At 69.6% G+C, this 21,228-nt stretch carries 19 protein-coding genes; 6 read left to right on the forward strand and 13 right to left on the reverse strand.

Annotated elements, in window-relative coordinates:
• Positions 1-7: 7 nt before the first annotated feature.
• The 12 genes from HA630_RS08885 to HA630_RS08940 all read right to left on the reverse strand — a co-directional run bounded on the left by HA630_RS08885 (position 8) and on the right by HA630_RS08940 (position 14,051).
• Complete coding sequence (locus HA630_RS08885; RefSeq protein ID WP_166834164.1) at positions 8-463, reverse strand: PaaI family thioesterase; 456 nt, start codon at positions 461-463, stop codon at positions 8-10.
• Between the two features lie 105 nt (positions 464-568).
• Positions 569-964 carry a MerR family DNA-binding transcriptional regulator gene (locus HA630_RS08890; RefSeq protein ID WP_166834166.1) on the reverse strand — a complete coding sequence of 132 codons (396 nt, stop codon included), beginning with the start codon at positions 962-964 and terminating at the stop codon, positions 569-571.
• A gap of 208 nt (positions 965-1,172) precedes the next feature.
• A complete protein-coding gene (locus HA630_RS08895; protein ID WP_371809232.1) occupies positions 1,173-1,925 on the reverse strand; it encodes a M48 family metallopeptidase in 753 nt (250 codons plus the stop codon).
• Between the two features lie 178 nt (positions 1,926-2,103).
• Positions 2,104-2,859 carry a 1-acyl-sn-glycerol-3-phosphate acyltransferase gene (locus HA630_RS08900; RefSeq protein WP_166834169.1) on the reverse strand — a complete coding sequence of 252 codons (756 nt, stop codon included), beginning with the start codon at positions 2,857-2,859 and terminating at the stop codon, positions 2,104-2,106.
• Complete coding sequence (gene gmhB, locus HA630_RS08905) at positions 2,856-3,434, reverse strand: D-glycero-beta-D-manno-heptose 1,7-bisphosphate 7-phosphatase (RefSeq protein WP_166834171.1); 579 nt, start codon at positions 3,432-3,434, stop codon at positions 2,856-2,858. The genes HA630_RS08900 and gmhB overlap by 4 nt, the downstream gene beginning before the upstream one ends.
• Before the next feature lie 16 nt (positions 3,435-3,450).
• Positions 3,451-5,625, reverse strand: a complete 2,175-nt coding sequence (gene glyS / locus HA630_RS08910; RefSeq protein WP_166834173.1) for a glycine--tRNA ligase subunit beta — start codon at positions 5,623-5,625, stop codon at positions 3,451-3,453.
• Between the two features lie 2 nt (positions 5,626-5,627).
• On the reverse strand, positions 5,628-6,635 hold the full coding sequence (gene glyQ / locus HA630_RS08915; protein WP_166834175.1) for a glycine--tRNA ligase subunit alpha: 1,008 nt from the start codon (positions 6,633-6,635) through the stop codon (positions 5,628-5,630).
• 111 nt (positions 6,636-6,746) lie between these two features.
• Positions 6,747-8,546, reverse strand: coding sequence for an NAD(P)/FAD-dependent oxidoreductase (locus tag HA630_RS08920; protein ID WP_166834177.1), 1,800 nt, complete (start codon positions 8,544-8,546; stop codon positions 6,747-6,749).
• Between the two features lie 191 nt (positions 8,547-8,737).
• Positions 8,738-10,744: a sigma-54-dependent Fis family transcriptional regulator gene (locus HA630_RS08925; RefSeq protein ID WP_166834179.1), complete on the reverse strand. Its 2,007-nt coding sequence runs from the start codon at positions 10,742-10,744 to the stop codon at positions 8,738-8,740.
• A gap of 97 nt (positions 10,745-10,841) precedes the next feature.
• Positions 10,842-12,434 carry an apolipoprotein N-acyltransferase gene (lnt, locus tag HA630_RS08930; protein ID WP_166834181.1) on the reverse strand — a complete coding sequence of 531 codons (1,593 nt, stop codon included), beginning with the start codon at positions 12,432-12,434 and terminating at the stop codon, positions 10,842-10,844.
• Between the two features lie 40 nt (positions 12,435-12,474).
• Entirely contained in the window at positions 12,475-13,341 is an 867-nt protein-coding gene (locus tag HA630_RS08935) for a transporter associated domain-containing protein (protein WP_166834183.1), read from the reverse strand.
• Positions 13,342-13,412: 71 nt separating this feature from the next.
• Entirely contained in the window at positions 13,413-14,051 is a 639-nt protein-coding gene (locus tag HA630_RS08940) for a GNAT family N-acetyltransferase (protein WP_166834184.1), read from the reverse strand.
• A gap of 204 nt (positions 14,052-14,255) precedes the next feature.
• Here HA630_RS08940 and HA630_RS08945 point away from each other — a divergent pair, with 204 nt between their 5' ends.
• Both HA630_RS08945 and HA630_RS08950 read left to right on the forward strand, forming a co-directional pair.
• The gene (locus tag HA630_RS08945) at positions 14,256-15,947 is read left to right on the forward strand and encodes an AMP-binding protein (protein ID WP_166834186.1); all 1,692 of its coding nucleotides are present in this window, start codon (positions 14,256-14,258) and stop codon (positions 15,945-15,947) included.
• Positions 15,944-16,891 (forward strand): MBL fold metallo-hydrolase, encoded by a 948-nt coding sequence (locus tag HA630_RS08950; RefSeq protein ID WP_371809233.1) that lies wholly within the window; start codon positions 15,944-15,946, stop codon positions 16,889-16,891. The genes HA630_RS08945 and HA630_RS08950 overlap by 4 nt, the downstream gene beginning before the upstream one ends.
• A gap of 10 nt (positions 16,892-16,901) precedes the next feature.
• On the opposite strand, the gene argC is transcribed toward HA630_RS08950, so the two are convergent.
• The gene (argC, locus tag HA630_RS08955; protein WP_166834190.1) at positions 16,902-17,822 is read right to left on the reverse strand and encodes an N-acetyl-gamma-glutamyl-phosphate reductase; all 921 of its coding nucleotides are present in this window, start codon (positions 17,820-17,822) and stop codon (positions 16,902-16,904) included.
• Between the two features lie 214 nt (positions 17,823-18,036).
• On the opposite strand from argC, the gene sucC reads away from it, so the two are divergent.
• The 4 genes from sucC to HA630_RS23565 all read left to right on the forward strand — a co-directional run.
• Positions 18,037-19,200: an ADP-forming succinate--CoA ligase subunit beta gene (gene sucC / locus HA630_RS08960; RefSeq protein WP_166834192.1), complete on the forward strand. Its 1,164-nt coding sequence runs from the start codon at positions 18,037-18,039 to the stop codon at positions 19,198-19,200.
• 23 nt (positions 19,201-19,223) lie between these two features.
• The gene (gene sucD, locus HA630_RS08965; protein WP_166834194.1) at positions 19,224-20,117 is read left to right on the forward strand and encodes a succinate--CoA ligase subunit alpha; all 894 of its coding nucleotides are present in this window, start codon (positions 19,224-19,226) and stop codon (positions 20,115-20,117) included.
• Between the two features lie 148 nt (positions 20,118-20,265).
• Positions 20,266-21,045 carry a Stp1/IreP family PP2C-type Ser/Thr phosphatase gene (locus tag HA630_RS08970; protein WP_166834196.1) on the forward strand — a complete coding sequence of 260 codons (780 nt, stop codon included), beginning with the start codon at positions 20,266-20,268 and terminating at the stop codon, positions 21,043-21,045.
• 19 nt (positions 21,046-21,064) lie between these two features.
• On the forward strand, positions 21,065-21,228 hold a 164-nt coding region (locus HA630_RS23565; RefSeq protein ID WP_166834198.1), incomplete at its 3' end, for an FHA domain-containing protein.

The raw sequence follows: 21,228 nt of genomic DNA on the forward strand, positions 1-21,228 counted from the left end.
GGGGCGTTCAGTAGGTCTGGGGCACGGGGGCCAGGGTTTGCTGCATCACCGCGCAGGCACTGCGGCGGCCGTCGGGCGCCACGTGCACCACCTCGGCGGTGGTGACGATGAGGCGCCGGCCGGCGCGCACCACGCGGCCGGTGGCGTGCAGCTCGCCGTTCTGGAAGGCGGCCAGGAAGTTGATCTTGAACTCCACGGTGGTGACCTCCATGCCCTCGGGCGCCACGGTGAGCCCGGCGTAGCCGCCGGCGATGTCGGCCAGCGCGCCCATGGCCCCGCCGTGAAAGCCGCCTTGCTGCTGCGTCACCCGGTCGCCGTAGGGCAAGGCCAGCGTCACCTGGCCCGGCGCCACCTCCAGCAGGCGCACGCCCAGGTGCTGCATCATGCCCTGGCGGGCCAGGCTGGCCTGCACACGGGCGCGCAGCGCGGCGGTGTCGGGGGGGGCGGCGGCAGGGGTCGTCATGGCGTTCTTTTGTTGACGTTTACGTAAACGTCAATTATGGCGCGAATGGGGACCGGCGGGGTCACTGGTTTTCCCGAGGTTGCCCGGCCGGGTCGGCCGCAGCGCTCAAGCGCCGAGCTTGGCCAGCAGCGCCTTGGCCTCCTTCTCGTGGGCCTTGAGCTCGTCGAGGTTGGCCTGCAGGTCGGCCATCTGCTCCTCGATGCGGCGCTTGTGCTCGGCCAGCACCACCAGGAACTTGCGCAGCTGCGGCCCGGAATCGCGCGGGCTGTCGTACATGTCGATCAGGTCTTTGGCCTCGGTCAGGCTCAGGCCCAGGCGCTTGGCGCGCAGCGTCAGGCGCAGCCGGGTGCGGTCGCGCGCCGAGTACACGCGGTTGCGCCCGCCCGGCCCTTCGCGTTGCGGCTGCAGCAGGCCCATGTCCTCGTAAAACCGGATGGCCCGGGTGGTGAGGTCGAATTCCTTGGCCAGGTCGCTGATGGTGTAGGTGTGTGCGTGTGCCATGGGCGGGGCCCGGTCCGGTGTCGTGGGGTGGGCAGGGGCGGTTGCGGTTGCGGTTGCGGTTGCGGTTGCGGTTGCGGTTGCGGTTGCGGTTGCGGTTGCGGTTGCGGTCACTGCCAGCATGCGGGAAGCATTGACGTTTACGTCAACGTCATGCGTTCATCTTACCTCGGCGCCCTCGCGGTGCCCAGCACGACGCGCCGGTCCGCACTCAGTCGCTGGGCAGGCGGATGCGGCGCAGCGCGCGGCGGCGTTCGTCCTGGTCGGGCAGCACGCTTTCGACCACCCGCCAGAACGCGGGGCTGTGGTTCATCTCGCGCAGGTGGCTGAGTTCGTGCACCACCACGTAGTCGATCAGCGCCGGCGGCAGCTGGACCAGCCGCCAGTGCAGGCGGATGGCGCCATCGGCGCGGGCGCTGCCCCAGCGGGTGCCGGCATTGGACAGACCGACCCGGGTGTGGCGCACCCCCAGTTGCGGGGCGAAGTGGTTGAGGCGCTGGGTGAACAGCGCCAGCGCCTCGCGCCGCAGCCAGGCCTGCACCGTTTGGCGCCACTGTTCGGGGCCGGCCTGCAGCGGCAGGCCCACCAGCAGGCGGTCGCCCTGCAGCGCCGCCCCGGCGCCCTCGAAGCCGTGCGCCGGGTCGCGCACCAGCAGCCGCGCCTGCCCGAGGTAGGCGATGCGCGCGCCCTCGGCCCAGACCTGGGCCGGCGGGGCTTGGCGCTGGCGCTCCTGCACCTGGCGCAACTTGTCCAGCACCCAGTCTGCCTTGGCCTGCAGAAACCCCTCCACCTCGGCCAGCGGCGTCCAGCGCGGGGCGCGCACGCTCAGGCCCAAGGGGCCGACGTTCAGGCCCACGGTACGGCGCTGCCCGCGCTGGAATTCGTAGGCCACGGTCACCCCGCCGAGGCGGCAGGCGCGGTTGGCGCGCGGGTGCCGCAGCGGGTCCGGCGTGGGCGATGACACAGGCACAGGCCCGGGAAGGGGTCCGGGCCCAGGAACAAGAACAGGAACAGGGGCCGGCACCGGCGGCGAAACGGCTGGCCGGGCCCGGTCCGGGTGGAGCGGCGTGCCGCGGGCGGCCCCAGGCACGGCGGCGAGCGGCGGCGCAAACAGGTCGAGCTGGCCGCCCGCCAGCGGCACCTCAGACGGGCTTGGCCGGGGTGTGGGCATAGGCGTCGGGGTCGAGCCGCTGCATCTCCGCCTCGATCCAGGCCTCCACCTCGGCCATCAACTCCTCGGCTTTGCGGCCCTCGCTGGGAATCGGCTTGCCGATGGAAAACTCCACCACGCCCGGGCGCTTGAACAGCGCCTTGCGCGGCCAGCACTTGGCCGAGGTCACGGCGACCGGGATCACCGGCGCGCCGGTCTGGATCGCCAGCCGGGTGCCACCGGTTTTGTACTCGCCCCGCTGGCCGCGCTCGATGCGGGTGCCCTCGGGGAACATGATGACCCAGGTGCCCTGCGCCAGCAGCCGCCGCCCCTGCTGCACCACCTTGGCGAAGGCGCGCGCGCGCTGCGAGCGGTCGATGTGGATCATGTCCATCTTGGCCATGGCCCAGCCAAAGAAGGGCACGCGCAGCAGCTCTTTCTTGAACACGTAGGCCAGCGGGTGCGGCATCAGCGTGGGCATGGCGAAGGTTTCCCAGGTGGACTGGTGCTTGACCAACAACACCGCCGGCGCGGTGCTGCCCACCGGCAGGTTGTCCCAACCGATGACGCGGTTGCGGATGCCCAGGATCCAGCGCCCGCCCCACACCGCCAGGCGCAACCAGCCGACACAGAACCAGTAGATGCGGGTGCTGTTGAGGAAAGGCGCCGCCAACAGCACCGCCAGTGCCCACGGCACCACCGTGACCGCCATGAACAACAGGTGCAAAACCGAGCGAAGGGCGTTCATCCAAGGGCTTTCTGGGCCTCGCGCGCCAGCACGGCGTCGGCGAAGGCATTGAGGTCGAGGTGCTGGGCCACGCCGGGCGGCAAGCCGTCGGGCGCACCGCCCAGGCGGTAAGGCTCGGACTGGCCGGTCAGCACCAGGTGCGCTTCGCAGCCCGCGGCCACGGCGGCCTGGGCGTCGCGCACCGAGTCGCCGACGGCCACGATCTGCGCCAGCGGCACGCCCAGGCGACGGGCAATTTGCAAGAACAGGCCCGGCGCGGGCTTGCGACAGTCGCAATCGTCTTCGGGTGCGTGGGGGCAGAAAAACACCGCCTCCACCCGCGCGCCCACGCCGGCCAGCAGCTTGTGCATGCGGGCGTGCACGGCGTTGAGGGTGGCCACGTCGAACAGGCCCCGCCCCAGGCCCGACTGGTTGGACGCGACCACCACCCGCCAGCCGGCGTGGTTGAGCCGCGCCACCGCCTCCAGCGCGCCCGGCAGGGGCTGCCAGTCGTCGGGGGAGCGGACGAAGTCCTCGGGGTCGGCCCCGAGGGTGCCGTCCCGGTCCAGGACGATGAGGCGGCCGTGTTGCGGCATGGTGCGGGGCGCGGGTTCAGGCCGCCAGGCGCGACAGGTCGGCCACGCGGTTCATGGCCGCGTGCAGGCTGGCCAAGAGGCCCAGGCGGTTGGCTTTCAGCGCCGGGTCGTCGGCGTTGACCATGACCTGGTCGAAGAAGGTGTCCACCGGCGCCTTCAGCGCGGCCAGGGCCTGCAGGTTGGCGGTGTGGTCGCCGCGCTCGAACGCGGCCTGGGCGGCGGGCGCCACCTGCGCCAGCGCGGCGGCCAGTGCGGCCTCGGCGGCCTCTTTCAACAACGCCGGGTTGACCTCGGGCTGCACCGCGCCCTCGGCCTTCTTCAGGATGTTGCCCACCCGCTTGTTGGCGGCGGCCAGGGCCGGCGCTTCGGGCAGCGCGGCAAAGGCCCGCACCGCGGCCAGGCGCTGCGCCACCTCGCTCAGGCGGGCGGGTTTGAGCGCCAGCACCGCATCCACCTCCTGGGCGCTGTAGCCCTGGTCGCGCAGGCTGACGGCCTGGCGGTCCAGCATGAAGTCCAGCAGCGCAGCGGTGGGGTTGGTGATCAGTTCGCCAAACGGTTGCGCGGCCGCTTGCAGCAGGGCAGGCAGATCCAGCGGCAGTTGCTTTTCGGTGAGGATGCGGACCACGCCCAAGGCGTGGCGGCGCAGCGCGAACGGGTCTTTGTCACCGGTGGGCAGGTTGCCGATGCCGAACATGCCCACCAGGGTTTCCAGCTTGTCGGCCAGCGCCAGCACGGTGCCGGTGTGGTTGCGCGGCAGCGCGTCGCCGGCAAATCGGGGCTTGTAGTGGTCCTCGATGGCAATGGCCACGCCGTCGCGCAGCCCTTCATGGCGCGCGTAGTAGCCGCCCATGATGCCTTGCAGCTCGGGGAACTCGCCCACCATGTCGGTCAGCAGGTCGGTCTTGGCCAGCAAGGCGGCTTGCTGCACCTTGCTGTCGAGCACGTCGAAGTGGTCTTTCTCGTCCACGCCGAAGGGCACCGTGGCCAGGCGCCACTGGTTGACGATGGCGTGGGCAATGGCACGCACCCGCTCGCTGCGCTCGCCCTGGGTGCCCAGCTTGTTGTGGTACACCACCTTGGCCAGACCGGGCACGCGGCTCTCCAGCGTCTTTTTGCGGTCCTGGTCGAAGAAGAACTTGGCATCGGCCAGGCGCGGGCGCACCACGCGCTCGTTGCCGCCGATCACCGCGCTCGGGTCCGCCGGGCGGATGTTGCTGACCACCAGGAACTGGTTCGTCAGCTTGCCGGCCGCGTCCAGCAGCGGGAAGTACTTCTGGTTGGCCTTCATCGTCAGGATCAGGCACTCCTGCGGCACGTCCAGAAACTCTTTTTCGAACTGGCACACCAGCACGTTGGGGCGCTCCACCAGCGCGGTCACCTCGTCCAGCAGGGCCTCGTCCTCAATGGGGCGGCAACCGTTGCCCACTTGTGCCGCGGCGGCGGCCAGTTGGCGCGCGATCTCGGCCTTGCGCTCGGCGAAGCTGGCGATCACCGCGCCGTCGTCGCGAAGGGTCTGGGCGTAGGCGTCGGCGTTGGGAATTTCGACCCGGGACTGGGCCGCTTCAAAGCGGTGGCCCTGGGTGGTGTGGCCGGCCGTCAGGCCCAGCGCCTTGACGGGCACCACGGTCTCGCCGTGCAGCGCCACCAGGCCGTGCGCCGGGCGCACGAAGTGCACGCTGCTCCAGCCGGGCAGCTCGCAATCGGTCTCCAGCTGGTAGGTCATGACCTTGGGAATCGGCAGCTTGGCTATCGCTTCGTCCAGCGCCTTTTGCAGGCCGGTGTCCAGCGTGGCGCCGGTGACCAGGCTGTCGTAGAACAGCGCTTCGGCCTTGCCTTCGCCCTGGCGCTTGAGCGCGGCCACGGCGGCGGCCGGGTCGGACACGTCCGCGCCCAGCGACTGCAGTTTCTTCAGCAGCGCCGGGGTGGCCTGGCCGTCGGCGGTCAGCGCCACCGACACCGGCATCAGCTTTTGCTGCACGGCTTTGTCTTCGGCCTTGAGCGCCACGTGGGTGACGTGGGCGGCCAGGCGGCGCGGCGAGGCGAACGGCGTCACCACCGAATTCGCGCCGGCCAGGCCCTGGGCCTTGAGTTGCTCGGCCAGCACGCCGGCAAAGGCGTCGCCCAGCTTGGGCAGCGCCTTGGGCGGCAGTTCTTCCACGAACAGTTCGACGAGGAGGTTTTTTGTCGTCATATTCAGATCTTTGGCTGCTGTGGCTGGCCCGATTTCGGGGGCAAATTGATGTCCAGCAAGGCAGCTTGTACGTTGCTCTTCCGGGCTTGATCGGCAATCTTGTCCAATTGCTCGGGTGTCAGCCGTTGCGCCGCCTCCACCGCAGTCAGTATTGGAAAACCAAGGCGATTCCGGCTTTCGTAGTACGCCTGGGCCACGGCGCGCGCCAGGTTACGGATGCGGCCGATGTAGGCGGCGCGCTCGGTCACCGAAATGGCGCCGCGCGCGTCCAGCAGGTTGAAGGTGTGGGCGGCCTTGAGCACCTGCTCGTAGGCCGGCAGCGCCAGCTGCTGCGCCATCAGGTACTGGGCCTGCTTTTCGTGGGCGCCGAAGGCGGTGAACAAGAACTCGGCGTCCGAATGCTCGAAGTTGTAGGTGCTCTGCTCCACCTCGTTCTGGTGGTACACGTCGCCGTACTTCAAGGTGTCGGTCCACTGCAGGTTGTAGACGTTGTCCACCCCTTGCAAATACATGGCCAGGCGCTCCAGGCCGTAGGTGATTTCGCCGGTGGCGGGTTTGCAGTCGATGCCGCCCACCTGCTGGAAGTAGGTGAACTGCGTCACCTCCATGCCGTTGAGCCAGACCTCCCAGCCCAGGCCCCAGGCGCCCAGCGTGGGATTCTCCCAGTCGTCTTCCACGAAGCGGATGTCGTTCTTCTTCAGGTCGAAGCCCAGCGCCTCCAGCGAGCCCAGGTACAACTCCAGGATGTTGGCCGGCGCGGGCTTCAAGACCACCTGGTACTGGTAGTAGTGCTGCAGGCGGTTGGGGTTCTCGCCGTAGCGGCCGTCCTTGGGCCGGCGGCTGGGCTGCACATAGGCGGCCTTCCAGGGCTCGGGGCCAATGGCGCGCAGGAAGGTGGCGGTGTGGCTGGTGCCGGCGCCTACTTCCATGTCGTAGGGCTGCAGCAGGGCACAGCCCTGGGCGTCCCAGTAGGCCTGGAGCTTGAGGATGATTTGTTGAAAGGTCAGCATCGGACGGGGGGCTAGGACTTCATGCAAAGGCGGCGGGGCCGCAAGACCCGCGCCGCCTTTGGGCAACATGCCATTTTAGATCGCCCCGTCCGACCGGGCGCCACCGGGGCGTCAACGCAGGTGGTGCACCTCGGCCTGGCCGTACACCGGGGTGGGAATGCCGGCCATGCGCGCCTTCAGCTGCAGCGACAGAAACTGCGAGTAGTGCCGGCTCTGGTGCAGGTTGCCGCCGTGGATCCACAGGTGCGGCACCTGGGTCGGCTTCCACATGTTGCGCAGCTCACCCTCCCACGGGCCCGGGTCCTTGGGCGTGTTGCTGCCCAGGCCCCAGACCTTGCCCACGCGATCGGCCACCTCGGGCGATATCAAGTCGGCCAGCCAGTGGTTCATTGAGCCGAAGCCGGTGGCGTAGACGATCAGGTCGGCTTCCAGTTCGCTGCCATCGGTCAGCGTCACCGAACGCGGGTTGATCCTTTCGATGTTCACCCCGCTCTTGAGCTTGACACTGCCGTTGGCCACCAGTTCGCTGGCCCCCACGTCGATGTAGTAGCCGGAGCCGCGCCGCAGGTACTTCATGAACAGGCCGGAGCCGTCGGCGCCGAAATCCAGGATGAAGCCGGCCTTTTCCAGCCGGGCGTAGAAGTCGGCCTCGCGCCGCTGCATCTCCTCGTACACCGGGATGTGAAAGGTGTGCATGATCTTGTACGGCACACTGGCAAAGATCAGATCGCCCTTGTGGTGGTCGATGCCGTTTTTCACCGCCTGTTCGCTGTACAGCCCCCCGAGGGCCAACTCCATCAGCGCGGCCGACGGAGCGATGTGGGTGGACGAGCGCTGGACCATGGTCACGTCGGCGCCGTTTTCCCACAGCGCCGCGCAAATGTCGTGGGCCGAATTGTTGGAGCCGAGCACCACGCACTTTTTGCCGCGGTAGGGCTCGGAACTGGTGTGCTTGCTGGAGTGGTGCTGCTCGCCCAAAAAGGTCTCGGCCCCCGGGATCTTGGGCACGTTGGCGTAGCCCGACACGCCCAGGGCGATGACCAGCTCTTTGGGCCGCAGCACCACGGTCTGGCCCTCGCGTTCGACCGTCACCTCCCAGCGCTGGCTGGCCTCGTCCCAGCGGCAGTTTTTGGCGAGGGTGGAGCTCCAGTAGTTCAGCTCCATGATTTTGGTGTAAGCCTCCAGCCAGTCGCCGACCTTGTCCTTGGGCGCGAACACCGGCCAGTCGTCCGGAAACGGCATGTAGGGCAGGTGGTCGTACCAGACCGGGTCGTGCAGGCACAGGCTCTTGTAGCGGTTGCGCCAGCTGTCGCCAGCGCGGGCGTTCTTCTCCACGATGATGGTGGGCACCCCCAGGCGGCGCAGCCGCGCGCCGAGCGCGATGCCGCCCTGCCCGCCGCCGATCACCACCACGTCGGGCTGCACGCTGTAGCCCAGCGTGGCCTGCTCTTCGGCGCGCAGTTCGGCCCAGGTCTTGCGGCCGGGGTGCACGCCGTGCTCGGCCCCGGCGATGCGGCGCTCGCCCTTCTTTTCCTCGAAGCCCTTGAGCTCGACCATGGTGGTCAGCAGCGTCCAGCAACGGCCGCCTCTCAGGCGCAGCAGGCCCTTGCCCCGGGCCACAGCGGTCTCGAAGGTGAACCAGGCCTCGACCACGCCATCGGTTTCGGTCGCCTCGCCGTCGAGCGCCCAGGCGCTCGGCTTGACCTGCGCCAGGGTGTGCTCCAGCAGGTCGCGGATCTGGGCCGGGCCTTCCACGGTCTTGATGTTCCAGGTCCACGACACCAGGTCGCGCCAGTAGCTCTCGTCGCCAAACAGGCCCACGGCGGCGTCGATGTCGCGGCGGTCCAGGGCGGCGCCGAAGGCCGCCAGCCAGTCGGCGGCCTGCTGGCTCGCCGTGTGTTGTGCTTGCATGCTTTGTCTCCTGAAGGTGTGTCACGCCGGTCGCTGCCGGCCCTTCAGATGGCGCAAATGGCGTACCAACCCGCACCGACCGCGTGACCCGGTTTTCGTCCGGGTTAACCCGCGCAGCGCGGCCTGCCGACCGTGACAGGTGCCGCAGCGCACGTGACACGTGTCACACCGCGTGTGTCACAACAGGAGGGTCAGGCGCCCGACGGTGGCGCTGCGCCGTCGCGGCGGTTGGGCGACGCCACCCCCCAGCGCTGCATGCGGCGGTACAGCGTCATGCGGGAAAGGCCGAGCCGGCGCGCGGCCTCGGCCACGTTCCAGCCGCTGGCGCGCAGGGCGTCGTGCAGGGCCTGCGCGGGCGTGTCGGCCGGGGGCTGACCAGGGGCCACGGACACCGGCTCGGACGCCCCGGCGGGATGCTCCACCGCGAGCCGTGGCGGCTCGGCGGTCGCCGCCTCCACGCAGCCCCCTGTTGTCACCAAAGCTTCGGGCAGGTCGTCGGGGGTGATGACGCCGCCACGACACAGCGAGCGGGCGTAGTCCAGCACGTTGCGCAACTCGCGCAGGTTGCCCGGCCAGGGATGGATTGCCAGCAAGGCCCGCGCCGCCGGCGACAGGGCCGCTACTGGAGCGCTGCCGGCCTGCAGCATGCGGTCCACCAGCCAAGCCAGGTCGGCCCGTTCCCGCAGCGGCGGCAACTGAAAATGTGCGCCGTTGAGGCGGTAGTACAGGTCGTCGCGGAAGCGCCCGGCGCGCACCGCGGCCACCAGGTCGCAGTGGGTGGCAGCCACCACCCGCAGGCTCACCGCCACCGGGCGCGTGGCGCCGATGGGCAGCACCTCGTGCTCGGCCAGCACCCGCAGCAGCCGCGCCTGCAGCGCCAGGGGCATGTCGCCGATCTCGTCGAGGAACAGGGTGCCGCCGTCGGCCTCCTGGATCAGGCCGCGTTTGCCGCGCGGGCCGGCGCCGGAGAAGCTGCCAGGCAGGTGGCCGAACAATTCGCTCTCGATCAGCGACTCGGGGATGGCCGCGCAATTGACCGCCACGAAGGGTTGGCGCCGGCGCTCACTGGCCTCGTGCAGGGCCCGCGCCAGGTATTCCTTGCCAGTGCCGGTTTCGCCGGTCAGCAGCATGTTGACCGGCGAATTGACCAGGCGCCCTGCCCGCTCGATCAGACGGTCCAGCACCGGGTCGCCGCCCGACAGGGCCGCCAGCGGCGCGGGCACGCCGGCATCGACCACGCGGGCGGGCCGGGGGGCCGGTGGCGGGGGCGTGGCCCGCAGGAAGCGCACGTGGCCGCTGCCGGCCAGGGTCACCGCGCGGCGGTCGCCGGGCACCCCCTCGGTGTAGCGCGCCAGCGCCGCCAGGGGCAGGTCGAACAGGCGCTCGAAGGCGCAACCCAGCACCGGGCCGCCCACCTCGGCCTCGAGGGCCAACTGCGCCGCCCGGTTGTGGCCGACGACGCGCCCGCCCTCATCCAGCGCCAGCAACCACTCCGGGTGCACGTCCAGGAACTGCGGTGCCCGGCTCAGGCGCAGCACCCAGTGGCGGCGGAAGCGCTGCAAAAAGCTGGCGTTCTCGATGTGGCCGGCGTAGACCTTGACCAGTTGCAAGGCCAGGTGCTGGCTCTCTTTGCCGGAAGGCGCGCTCAGGGCCGAAATGTCGAGCACGGCGGTGAGCCGACCCTGGTCGTCGTAAACCGGCGCAGCGGTGCAGGTCAGGGGAATGTGGGTGGCGTCGAAGTGGTCGGTGCGGTGCACCGTCAGCGCCTCGCCGGTGGCGATGCAGGTGCCCACGCCACAGGTGCCGGCCAGCGGCTCGCTCCAGTCCGCACCCAGGTAAAGGCCGGCCTTGCGCAGGCTGGGCTCGCACACCAAGTCGCCCAGGAAGTCGACGGTCACCCCGCGCGCATCGGTCAGCAGCACACAGTAGCCCAGCCCGGCCACCTGGGCGTAGAGCGACTCCAGGCCATGGCGGGCGATCTGCAGAAAGGCGTCCAACTGGTCCTGGTGTTCGCGCAGGCGGTGGCCCGGCAGGATCACCGCCTCTTGCATGCGGGTCGGGTCCAGCCGGTGGTCGCTGACGCAGCGCCGCCAGGAATCGTGGATCACCGCGTCGACGGGGTGGACGTCCCAAGGAGCCAAGCCACCCCCCACCGTCCGCATCACGGTGTCGATGTGCACTTGCTGGGGACTGGGCATGGCGAACCTTTCGCGCCGGCGGCCAGCCCCTGCCGGCCCGGCCAGCGAGCCCAGGCACTGTAGCCCGCCCACGGCCCGGGCGGGGTCAGGGCAGACCCTAGGTGCGGGCTGCGCGGCCCCAGACGGCCAAACCGGCCAACACCCCCAGGCACAGCGCCACCAGCGGCCACAGGCCCCAACTGCCGGCCCACCGGGCGTAAGGCGTCACGCCGTGGCGGCCCTCCACCTCGGCCTCCAGCACGGTGCGGGTCAGGCGCGGCAGTTCGGCCTGCACCCGGCCGCGGTGGTCGATCACCGCCGTGGCGCCAGTGTTGGTGGCGCGCAGCATGGGCCGTTCCAGCTCCAGCGCCCGCAAGCGCGACATGTGGCGGTGTTGGTCGATCGCCACCGTGTCGCCGAACCAGGCCAGGTTGCTCACGTTCACCAGCACCGTGGGCGCCTGCGCCGGGTCGCGGAACGAGGCCGCCAGCTCTTCGCCGAACACGTCCTCGTAACAGACGTTGGGCGCGATGCGCTGCCCGGCCCAGGCCAGCGGCGGCTGCGCCAGCGCGCCCCGGCGGAAATCGCCCAGCGGGATGTGCATCAGCTCGGTGAACCAGCGGAAACCCCAGGGAATGAACTCACCAAAGGGCACCAGGTGGTGCTTGTCGTAGCGGTAGGGGGTGGGGTCGGCCCCGGCCCAGCCGGCCACCGAGTTGGTGTAGCCGTCGGCCCAGTTGCCCAGCGGCACCCCCAGCAGCAGGGCAGCCGGGGCGCCCTGGGCGGCCTGCTGCAAGCCGTCCCAGTAGCCGGGCGCCAGGTCCTGCGGCAGCAGGGGCACGGCGGTTTCCGGGGCCACCACCAGCCCACCCGGGCGGCGCGCCGCCGCGGCCTGCAGCTGCTCGCCGTACCAGGCCAGGGCCAGCGGCACGCCGCTGCCGGCTTCAAACTTCTCGTTCTGCGGAATATTGCCCTGCAACAAGGTGACCGGCAGGCGCCCGGCCGGCACGGTGTGGACGGGCATGGCCTCGGCCCAGCCACGGCCCACCCAGGGCAGCGCCATCAGCGGCAAGGCCAGGCCCACGGCCCACAACCGGCCTGCGGGCACCCGGCCACGCCCCGGGCCAGCCTGCCGCGCGCCCCCGGCCGCCCACGCCGCCAGGAAGGCGCTCACCGCGCCCATGCCGTACACGCCCACGTAGGGCGCCAGCGCGGCCAGCGCATCGACCTGGGCGTAACCGCCCGCGCCCCAGGGGAAGCCGGTGAACCAGGTGCCCCGGGCCCACTCGGCCAGGGTCCAGAGCGCGGCAAAGGCCAGCGCCGACGCCAATGGCCCACGCCGACGCCAGCGCCAGCACAACGCCCCGGCGCCCGCGTAGTACACCGACAAAAAAGCGGCCAGGGCCAGCACCGCCAACGCCGCCAGCGGCGCGGCCAGCCCGCCGTAGGTGTGCATGGACACGAACAGCCACCAGAAGGTGGCGCTCAACCAGGCCGTGGCGAACACGCCGGCACGGGCCGCCGCCGCCCGGCCACTGGGCGCGCGCAGCACCGCCCCAGCCAGCCAGGCCAGCGACGCCCACTGCAGCACCGCCACCGGCTCGCCCGCGCGCAGCAGGCCCCAGCTGGGGCCCGGCCAGGCCAGGGCCGCGGCCTGGGCCCAGCCCGCCGCCAGCAGCAGCGCCCACGGGGCCCAGCGCTCCAGACTCATCGGCCGGCCCGCGCCCAGTCCGCGCCGCGCCCGGCCAGGCTCACGCGGTCTCCGCCGGGCGCGACACCTTGAACCACTTCACCGCGCCGCCTTTGGTGTGCTGCACCATGAACAGCAGCCCGCCCAGGGTGTGGCTTTCGCCGCGCTTGGGCACGTGCCCCATGGCGTGCGACACCATGCCGCCGATGGTCTCGAAATCGTCCACCGGCAGGTCCACCTGGAACCAGTCGTTCACCATGTCGATGGAGGTGTCGCCGCTGACGCGCCAGGTGCCGTCGGCCAGGGCAAAAATGTCGCCCTCGTCCTCGCCCTCGTCGAACTCGTCCTCGATCTCGCCGACGATCTCTTCGAGCACGTCTTCGATGGTGATGAGCCCGGCCACGCGGCCGAACTCGTCGATGACGATGGCCAGGTGGTTGCGGTTGCCGCGGAACTCGCGCAGCAGGTCGTTCAGGCCCTTGCTTTCGGGCACGAACACCGCCGGGCGCAGCAGCGCGCGCAGGTTCAGTTCCGGGGCCCGCTGCAGCTTGAGCAGGTCCTTGGCCATGAGGATGCCCAGGATGTTCTCGCGCTCGCCCTCGTACACCGGGAAGCGCGAGTGCGCGGTCTCGATGACGGTGTGCAACAGCTCCTGAAACGGGGCGTTGATGTCCAGCGCGTCCATGCGCGGCGCGGCCACCATGACGTCGCCGGCGCTCATGTCGGCGATGCGGATCACCCCCTCAAGCATCACCCGCGACTCGGCGTTGATGATGTCGTTGTCCTCGGCCTCGGCCAGGGTTTCGATCAGCTCGTCCTTGGAGTCCGGTCCGGGGTGGATGAACTCGGCGAGCTTTTGCAGGAAACCACGCTTGTCTTCGTGCCGCACCCCACGGTGCGGCGACGGACTGGGATAGGGATCGGCCACGGAAAGAAGGCGGTAGTTGCGGGAGGTCTAGGATACAACATGCCCGTGACCGCGCCGCCCGCCCGGGGCCCTCAGCCCGGCGGCTGACCGCTGGCGCTGCGGCCCAGCAAGCGGCGCAGAAAGCGGCGGAACTGCTGCGTGTGGGCCTTGAGGTGGTAGTTGGTGCGGGCCACCTGCTCTTCCAGCAGCTCGGTCACGTGCGACTCGAAATCCGCCGGGGGCAGCTGCAGATGGCACTCGCTTTCGCCGCCCTCGCGCACGATGCGGGCGCCGCCCTTGCGCGCGATCGCCAGCATGGCCGAGTTTTCGCTCAGGGCGTGGATTTCCAGCTCGGTCACGCCGTGGTTGCGTGCGTGCATCACGGCGCGCTCGAACAGCTGGTTGCCGTAGCCCCGGCCGCGGGCGTGGGCGCCCACGCTGACACCGAACTCGGCGCTGTGGGTGCGGTCCGGCGTCACCGCATAGGCCAGATGGGCCATGGCGATCAGCTGCAGCCGGCGGTTGAAGATGCCGAACACCTCGTCGCGGTCGAAACGGATGCCCTCGACGTAGCGGCGGATCTGCTCATCGCGGGCCGGGTAGCCGAAGCGCAGGTAGCGGTCGCGTTCGCCCAGACCCAGCAGGTGGGCGGCCATGGCCGCGCGGTGTTCCGCGCCCAAGGCGCAAATGGGCGCTCGGGTGTGGGCGGGGGCGCGGACAAAGGTGGACATGCCCGGAATATAAGGGTTTTCCCTCAAACTGCAAGCCCGGCGTCAGGAAATCACCACAGTGCCAAGGGGTCATGGCCCGCGTCCAAGGCGGCGGCAACTGTACCTTGAGCGACAGTTCCTAGGGACTTGCCCTGACCTGACCCGGTGGCGGCACGGCACACAATGACCGCACCTCACACCGGGCCGGCAGGCCCCACACCACCCATGGACAAAATCTGGTTGCAGAGCTATCCCGCCGGCGTCCCGCACAACGTGGACACGTCGCAGTACCGCTCGCTCAACGCGCTGTTTGAAGAATCGTTCCGCCGCCACGCCCAAGAACCGGCCACGGTGTGCATGGACCGCTGGATGAGCTATGGCCAGCTCGACGAATGGAGCACCGCGCTGGGCGCCTACCTGCAGTCGCTGGACCTGCCCACCGGGGCACGGGTGGCCATCATGCTGCCCAACCTGCCGCAGTTCCCGGTGACCATGGCCGGCGTGCTGCGCGCCGGCTACACCTGCGTCAACGTCAACCCGCTCTACACCGCGCGCGAACTGGAACACCAGCTCAAGGACTCGGGGGCCGAGGCCATCGTCATTCTGGAAAACTTCGCCCACACGCTGGAGGAGGTGATCGACCACACCCCGGTCAAGCACGTGGTGGTGGCCGGCTTTGGCGACCTGCTGGGCTTCTGGTACGGCCGCTGGATGACCTTTGCCGTGCGCCACCTGGCCAAGCTGGTGCCGCCGTTCAAGCTGGCGCTGACCGGCCCGCACGGTGCCCGCACCGTCACGACCTTCCGCCAGGCACTGGAGGCCGGACAGAGCCGCAGCCTCAAACCAGCCGACGTCAACCACGACAGCATCGCCTTTCTGCAGTACACCGGCGGCACCACCGGCCTGTCCAAGGGCGCGGTGCTGACGCACGGCAACGTCATCGCCGCCACGCTGCAGGCCGAGGCCTGGTTCACCCCGGCGCTGAGCAAGATCGGCGACGTGCGCCACGCCAACCACATCATGGCGCTGCCGCTGTACCACATCTTCGCGCTCACGCTGGAGTTGCTGGTGATCCGCCACGGCGCCCACGCCACCCTCATCCCCAACCCGCGCGACATCCCCAAGTTCGTCGAAACGCTCAAGCGCCGTCCGTTCAACGTGCTGCCGGCCGTCAACACCCTGTTCAACGGGTTGCTGAACAACGCGCGCTTCCGCCAACTCGACTTCTCCAGCCTGGTGCTGTCTCAGGCCGGCGGCATGGCCGCGTCCGAGGGCACGGCCCAGCAGTGGCAGGCGGTCACACACTGCGCCATGATCGAAGGCTGGGGCATGAGCGAGACCTGCGCCATCGGCACCAACAACCCGGTCACCAACACCGCCTTCACTGGCAGCATCGGCCTGCCACTGCCGGGCATCGACATCGCCATCAAGGACGACCACGGTCAGAGCCTGCCACCGGGCCAGACCGGCGAGATCTGCATCCAGGGCCCGAACGTGATGCGCGGCTACTACAACCAGCCGGAAGAAACCGCCAAGACCTTCACCGCCGACGGCTACATGCGCACCGGCGACATCGGGGTCATGGACGAGCGCGGCTACATCCGCATCGTGGACCGCAAGAAGGACATGATCATCGTCTCCGGCTTCAACGTCTTCCCGACCGAGCTGGACAACGTGATTTCGCTCTGCCCCGGCGTGCTGGAATGCGCCACCGTGGGCGTCCCCGACGAGCACTCGGGCGAGGCGATCAAGGTGTACGTGGTGCGCAGCGACCCGACCCTGAGCGAAGACGCCGTGCTGCGCTACTGCCACGACAACTTCACCGGCTACAAGCGACCCAAGTACATCGAGTTCCGCGACGAGCTGCCCAAGAGCAACGTCGGCAAGATTCTGCGGCGGGAATTGCGCCAGAAATGATGCCCACCGACGCCACCGACCCGCGCCTGCCGCCGGGGCTGACGGTGTTCGAGCGCGGTTGGCTGTCGGCCAACAACGTGCTGGCCGTGGGACCCGAAGGCGCCACCCTGGTGGACAGCGGCTACGCCACCCACCGCGACCAGACCCTGGCGCTGGTGGCGGCCGCGCTGGGCGGGCGGCCGTTGGACCGCCTGTTCAACACCCACCTGCACAGCGACCACTGCGGCGGCAACGCCGCGCTGCAGGCGCGCTACCCCGGCCTGCACACCGCCATCCCCCCGGGCGAAGCCGACGCGGTGCGCGCCTGGGACGACGCCCGCCTGAGCTACCGCCCCACCGGCCAGACCTGCCCGCGCTTTGCCATCGACGCGGTGCTGGCGCCCGGCACCGAAGTGCCCCTGGCCGGCCTGCCCTGGCAGGTGCTGGCCGCCCCCGGCCACGACCCGCACGCGGTGCTGCTGTTCCAGCCCGACTGGCGGGTGCTGATCTCGGGCGATGCGCTGTGGGAGAACGGCTTTGGCGTGGTCTTCCCCGAGCTGGAAGGCCAGCGCGCCTTCGACGAGGTGGGCGACACGCTGGCGCTCATCGCTGGCCTGCGCCCGCGCACCGTGATCCCGGGCCACGGCGCGGTGTTCGGGGGCGACGAGACCGCCGTCAACGCCGCCCTGGACCGCGCCCGCAGCCGGCTGGCGCAGTTCCGCCAGGCGCCGGCGCAGCACACCGCCTACGCGGCCAAGGTGCTGCTCAAGTTCAAGCTGATGGAATGGCGCGACGTGGCCGAGCCCGCGCTGCGCGACTGGGCCGTGCGCACGCCCTACCTGCAAGGCCTGCACGCCCAAGCGGGCGATCCGGCCGATCTGTCCACCTGGGTGGACGGCCTGCTGGGCGCGCTGGTGCGCTCGGGCGCGGCCGAACGCCGCGACGGCCGGGTGTTCGACCGCTGAGGCCGCGGCCTCAGAGCCCCAGCATCAACTGCAGGTTCTGCACCGCGGCGCCGCTGGCGCCTTTGCCCAGGTTGTCCAGCCGCGCCACCAGCAGCGCATGGCGGTGCGCGTCGCTGCCGTACACCCGCAGTTCCAGGTGGTTGGTGCCGGCCAGGGCCACGGCATCCAGCTTGCCGTCGTCGGTGGCGGGCTGCACGTTCACCCAGTGGCTGCCGGCGTAGTGGGCGGCCAGGGCGTTGTGCAGGTCGGCCAGGGTCACATGGCCGGGCAGGGTGTCCAGGTGCAGCGGCAGCTGCACCAGCATGCCCTGCGGGAAATTGGCCACCGACGGCACGAACAGCGGCCGGCGCGTCAGCCCGGTGCAGGCCATGATTTCGGGGATGTGCTTGTGCCCCAGGCCCAGGGCGTACAACTCGAACGGCGCGGCGGTGCCGGCCTCGTAGGCCTCGATCATGGGACGGCCGCCGCCGGTGTAGCCGCTGACACTGGGCAGGCACAAGGGGGTGTCGGCGGGCAGCAGGCCGGCGTCCACCAGCGGGCGGATCAGCGCGATGGCGCCGGTGGCGTAGCAGCCCGGGTTGGCCACGCGTTCGGCGCTGCGCACCGCCTCGGCCTGGCCGGCGCACAACTCGGGAAAGCCGTACACCCAGCCCGGCGCCACGCGGTGGGCGGTGGAGGCGTCGATGAGGCGCGGCGCCCGCTGCCCCGCGACCTTCAGGGCATCGACCATGGCCACCGACTCGCGCGCCGCATCGTCGTGCAGGCACAGGATCACCAGGTCGGCCTGGGCCATCAGCTCGCGCTTGGCGGCCGGGTCCTTGCGCCGCTCGGGGGCGATGCTGAGCAGTTCGACCGCCGGCATGGCGGCCAGGCGTTCGCGGATTTGCAGGCCGGTGGTGCCGGCTTCGCCGTCAATGAAAACGAGGGACATGGGGCATTCTCCAGGGGGTATGGGACGGTGCAGACCCGGCCACTTTACCCGGGGGCTGTGTCAGTTTGGCACAAGTTTGGGCTGGGCCCGCATGATACATTTCGGGCTTCGTGTGTCCTTTGGCCTGTTGCACCGTAACCGTGGCCGCCATGCCCACGGCTCCTTGCCCCCAGGGCGGACGTGTTGTGTTTGACTCTTTCAGAGAGCGATTTTCATGAAGATTCACGAGTACCAAGGCAAGGAAATCTTGCGTCAGTTCGGTGTGCCGGTTCCCCGGGGCATTCCCGCTTTCACCGTGCAAGAAGCGGTCGAAGCTGCACAGAAATTGGGCGGCCCGGTGTGGGTCGTCAAGGCCCAGATCCACGCGGGTGGCCGCGGCAAGGGCGGCGGCGTCAAGGTCGCCAAGAGCATCGAGCAGGTCAAGGAACTGGCTGGCCAGATCCTGGGCATGCAGCTCAAAACCCACCAGACCGGCCCCGAAGGCCAGAAGGTGCGTCGCCTCTACATCGAAGACGGCGCCGACATCAAGAACGAACTGTACGTGTCCCTGGTGACCGACCGCGCCACCCAGAAGGTCGCGCTGATCGCTTCCAGCGAAGGTGGCATGGACATCGAGGAAGTCGCGCACAGCACCCCCGAGAAGATCATCACCGAGATGATCGACCCGCTGACCGGCATCACCGAAGCGCAGTCGCGCCAAGTGGCGGCCGCCATCGGCCTGACCGGCGCTTCCGTGGACCAGGCGGTGGACCTGTTCGCCAAGATCTACAAGTGCTACATGGACACCGACGCGTCGCTGGTGGAAATCAACCCGCTGAACTGCGACTCCAAGGGCGACCTGATGGCCCTGGACGCCAAGTTCAACTTTGACGCCAACGCGCTGTTCCGCCACCCGGAAATCGTGGCCTTCCGCGACCTGGACGAGGAAGACCCGGCCGAAATCGAGGCCTCCAAGTTCGACCTGGCCTACATCAGCCTGGACGGCAACATCGGCTGCCTGGTCAACGGCGCCGGTCTGGCCATGTCCACCATGGACACCATCAAGCTGTTCGGCGCCGAGCCGGCCAACTTCCTCGACGTGGGCGGCGGCGCCACCCCCGAGAAGGTGACCGAAGCGTTCAAGATCATGCTCAAGAACGACAAGGTCAAGGCCATCCTGGTCAACATCTTCGGCGGCATCATGAAGTGCGACACCATCGCCAACGGCGTCATCACCGCCTGCAAGGCCGTGAACCTGACCGTGCCGCTGGTGGTGCGCATGAAGGGCACCAACGAAGAGCTGGGCAAGAAGATGCTGGCCGAATCCGGCCTGCCCATCATCAGCGCCGACACCATGGCCGAAGCCGCCCAAAAGGCCGCTGCCGCCGTGAACGCCTGAGCCCTGCGAAAAGGAAAACGAACATGTCTATCCTGATCAACAAAGACACCAAGGTCATCACCCAGGGCATCACCGGCAAAACCGGCCAGTTCCACACCGAAAAGTGCCAGGAATACGCGAACGGCAAGAACTGCTTCGTGGCCGGTGTGAACCCGAAGAAGGCCGGCGAAAAGATTTTCGACATCCCCATCTACGCCTCCGTCAAGGAAGCCGCGTCGGACACCGGCGCCACCGTGTCGGTGATCTACGTGCCGCCGGCCGGTGCCGCCGCCGCCATCTGGGAAGCGGTGGAAGCCGACCTGGACTTGGCCATCTGCATCACCGAAGGCATCCCCGTCCGTGACATGCTGGAAGTGCGCAACCGCATGAAGGCCAAAGTGGCCGCCGGCGGCAAGGAAACCCTGCTGCTGGGCCCCAACTGCCCCGGCCTGATCACGCCCGACGAGATCAAGATCGGCATCATGCCCGGCCACATCCACAAGAAGGGCCGCGTGGGCGTGGTGAGCCGCTCCGGCACCCTGACCTACGAAGCCGTGGCACAGCTGACCGAACTGGGCATTGGCCAGTCGAGCGCCGTCGGCATCGGTGGCGACCCGATCAACGGCCTGAAGCACATCGACGTGATGCGCATGTTCAACGACGACCCGGACACCGACGCCGTGATCATGATCGGTGAGATCGGTGGCCCGGACGAGGCCGAAGCCGCGCGCTGGTGCAAGGACCACATGAAGAAGCCGATCGTGGGCTTCATCGCCGGCGTGACCGCGCCTCCGGGCAAGCGCATGGGCCACGCCGGCGCGCTGATCAGCGGCGGTGCCGACACGGCCGACGCCAAGCTGGCCATCATGGAAGAGTGCGGTTTCACCATCACCCGCAACCCGTCCGAGATGGGCAAGCTGCTCAAAGCCCTGCTCTGAGGCGGCTGGGCCGGCACACGCCGGCCCCGCCCCCTCCCCAACCGGCCGGCGCCTTCGGGTGCCGGCCGGTTTTTTCATGGGCCTCGTGCCATGGAGCGCGGGCGGTGACGCGCTACACTGGCGCATTCCTCGCGCCGCGCCCACCACGATGAAATGCGACTTCTTCAGCCTCAGTGACCGGGGGCGGGTGCGCGCGAACAACGAAGACGCGGTGGCGGTGGACCGGGACCTGGGCCTGGCGGTGCTGGCCGACGGCATGGGCGGCTACAACGCCGGTGAGGTGGCCAGCGCCCTGGCCACGGCCGAGGTGCAGCGCCAGTTGCGCGCCGCCCTGCCCCGCGGCAGCAACGCCCCGCGCGAGGTGCGGCGCGCGCTGCAGCACAGCGTGGAGGCGGCCAACCTGGCCATCTACGAGGCCGCGCTGTCGCGCCCCGACTGGCGCGGCATGGCCACCACGCTGGTGGTCGCCCTGTTCGGCGGCGCCCGGCTGACGGTGGGCCACGTCGGCGACTCGCGGCTGTACCGGCTGCGCCAGGGCCAGCTGGCCTTGCTGACGCGCGACCATTCCCTGCTGCAGGAACAGATCGACGCCGGCCTGCTGTCGCCCGACATGGCGCGGGTGGCCCAGTACAAAAACCTGGTGACCCGCGCCGTGGGTGTGGAGCCGCTGGTGGCGCTGGAGCTGAGCGAACACGTGGTGCAGGCCGGCGACACCTACCTGCTGTGCTCCGACGGGCTCAACGACATGCTCAGCGACGGCGAGATCGCCCAGATCCTGACGCACGCCCCGCCGCTGGCCCAGGCCGGCCAGGCCCTGCTGGACGCGGCCAACGCGGCCGGCGGGCGCGACAACATTTCGCTGGTGCTGGTGCAGTGCTCGCCCGACACCGAGCGCCAGGGCCTGCTGGCGCGCCTGCTGCCCGCCTGACCCCCGACCCGGAGCCCCGATGCCAACCCTCAGAATCACCCTCGACGGCGTGGACCTCAAGGAAATCCCGCTGACCAAGGCCCGCACCACCCTGGGCCGCCGGCCGTACAACGACATCGTGGTGGACAACCTGGCGGTGAGCGGCGAACACGCGGTCTTCGTGCGGCACCCGGACGGGTTGGA

The organism is Aquabacterium sp. A08 (assembly GCF_011742065.1).

Bases quoted from the DNA above. Each gene is read 5' to 3' on its own strand.
- HA630_RS08890 (WP_166834166.1), bottom strand. From the start codon at position 964: ATGGCACACGCACACACCTACACCATCAGCGACCTGGCCAAGGAATTC.
- gmhB (WP_166834171.1), bottom strand. From the start codon at position 3,434: ATGCCGCAACACGGCCGCCTCATCGTCCTGGACCGGGACGGCACCCTC.
- HA630_RS08920 (WP_166834177.1), bottom strand. From the start codon at position 8,546: ATGCAAGCACAACACACGGCGAGCCAGCAGGCCGCCGACTGGCTGGCG.
- glyQ (WP_166834175.1), bottom strand. From the start codon at position 6,635: ATGCTGACCTTTCAACAAATCATCCTCAAGCTCCAGGCCTACTGGGAC.
- glyS (WP_166834173.1), bottom strand. From the start codon at position 5,625: ATGACGACAAAAAACCTCCTCGTCGAACTGTTCGTGGAAGAACTGCCG.
- sucC (WP_166834192.1), top strand. From the start codon at position 18,037: ATGAAGATTCACGAGTACCAAGGCAAGGAAATCTTGCGTCAGTTCGGT.
- HA630_RS08885 (WP_166834164.1), bottom strand. From the start codon at position 463: ATGACGACCCCTGCCGCCGCCCCCCCCGACACCGCCGCGCTGCGCGCC.
- HA630_RS08925 (WP_166834179.1), bottom strand. From the start codon at position 10,744: ATGCCCAGTCCCCAGCAAGTGCACATCGACACCGTGATGCGGACGGTG.
- sucD (WP_166834194.1), top strand. From the start codon at position 19,224: ATGTCTATCCTGATCAACAAAGACACCAAGGTCATCACCCAGGGCATC.
- HA630_RS08940 (WP_166834184.1), bottom strand. From the start codon at position 14,051: ATGTCCACCTTTGTCCGCGCCCCCGCCCACACCCGAGCGCCCATTTGC.
- HA630_RS08950 (WP_371809233.1), top strand. From the start codon at position 15,944: ATGATGCCCACCGACGCCACCGACCCGCGCCTGCCGCCGGGGCTGACG.
- argC (WP_166834190.1), bottom strand. From the start codon at position 17,822: ATGTCCCTCGTTTTCATTGACGGCGAAGCCGGCACCACCGGCCTGCAA.
- lnt (WP_166834181.1), bottom strand. From the start codon at position 12,434: ATGAGTCTGGAGCGCTGGGCCCCGTGGGCGCTGCTGCTGGCGGCGGGC.
- HA630_RS08970 (WP_166834196.1), top strand. From the start codon at position 20,266: ATGAAATGCGACTTCTTCAGCCTCAGTGACCGGGGGCGGGTGCGCGCG.
- HA630_RS08945 (WP_166834186.1), top strand. From the start codon at position 14,256: ATGGACAAAATCTGGTTGCAGAGCTATCCCGCCGGCGTCCCGCACAAC.
- HA630_RS08900 (WP_166834169.1), bottom strand. From the start codon at position 2,859: ATGAACGCCCTTCGCTCGGTTTTGCACCTGTTGTTCATGGCGGTCACG.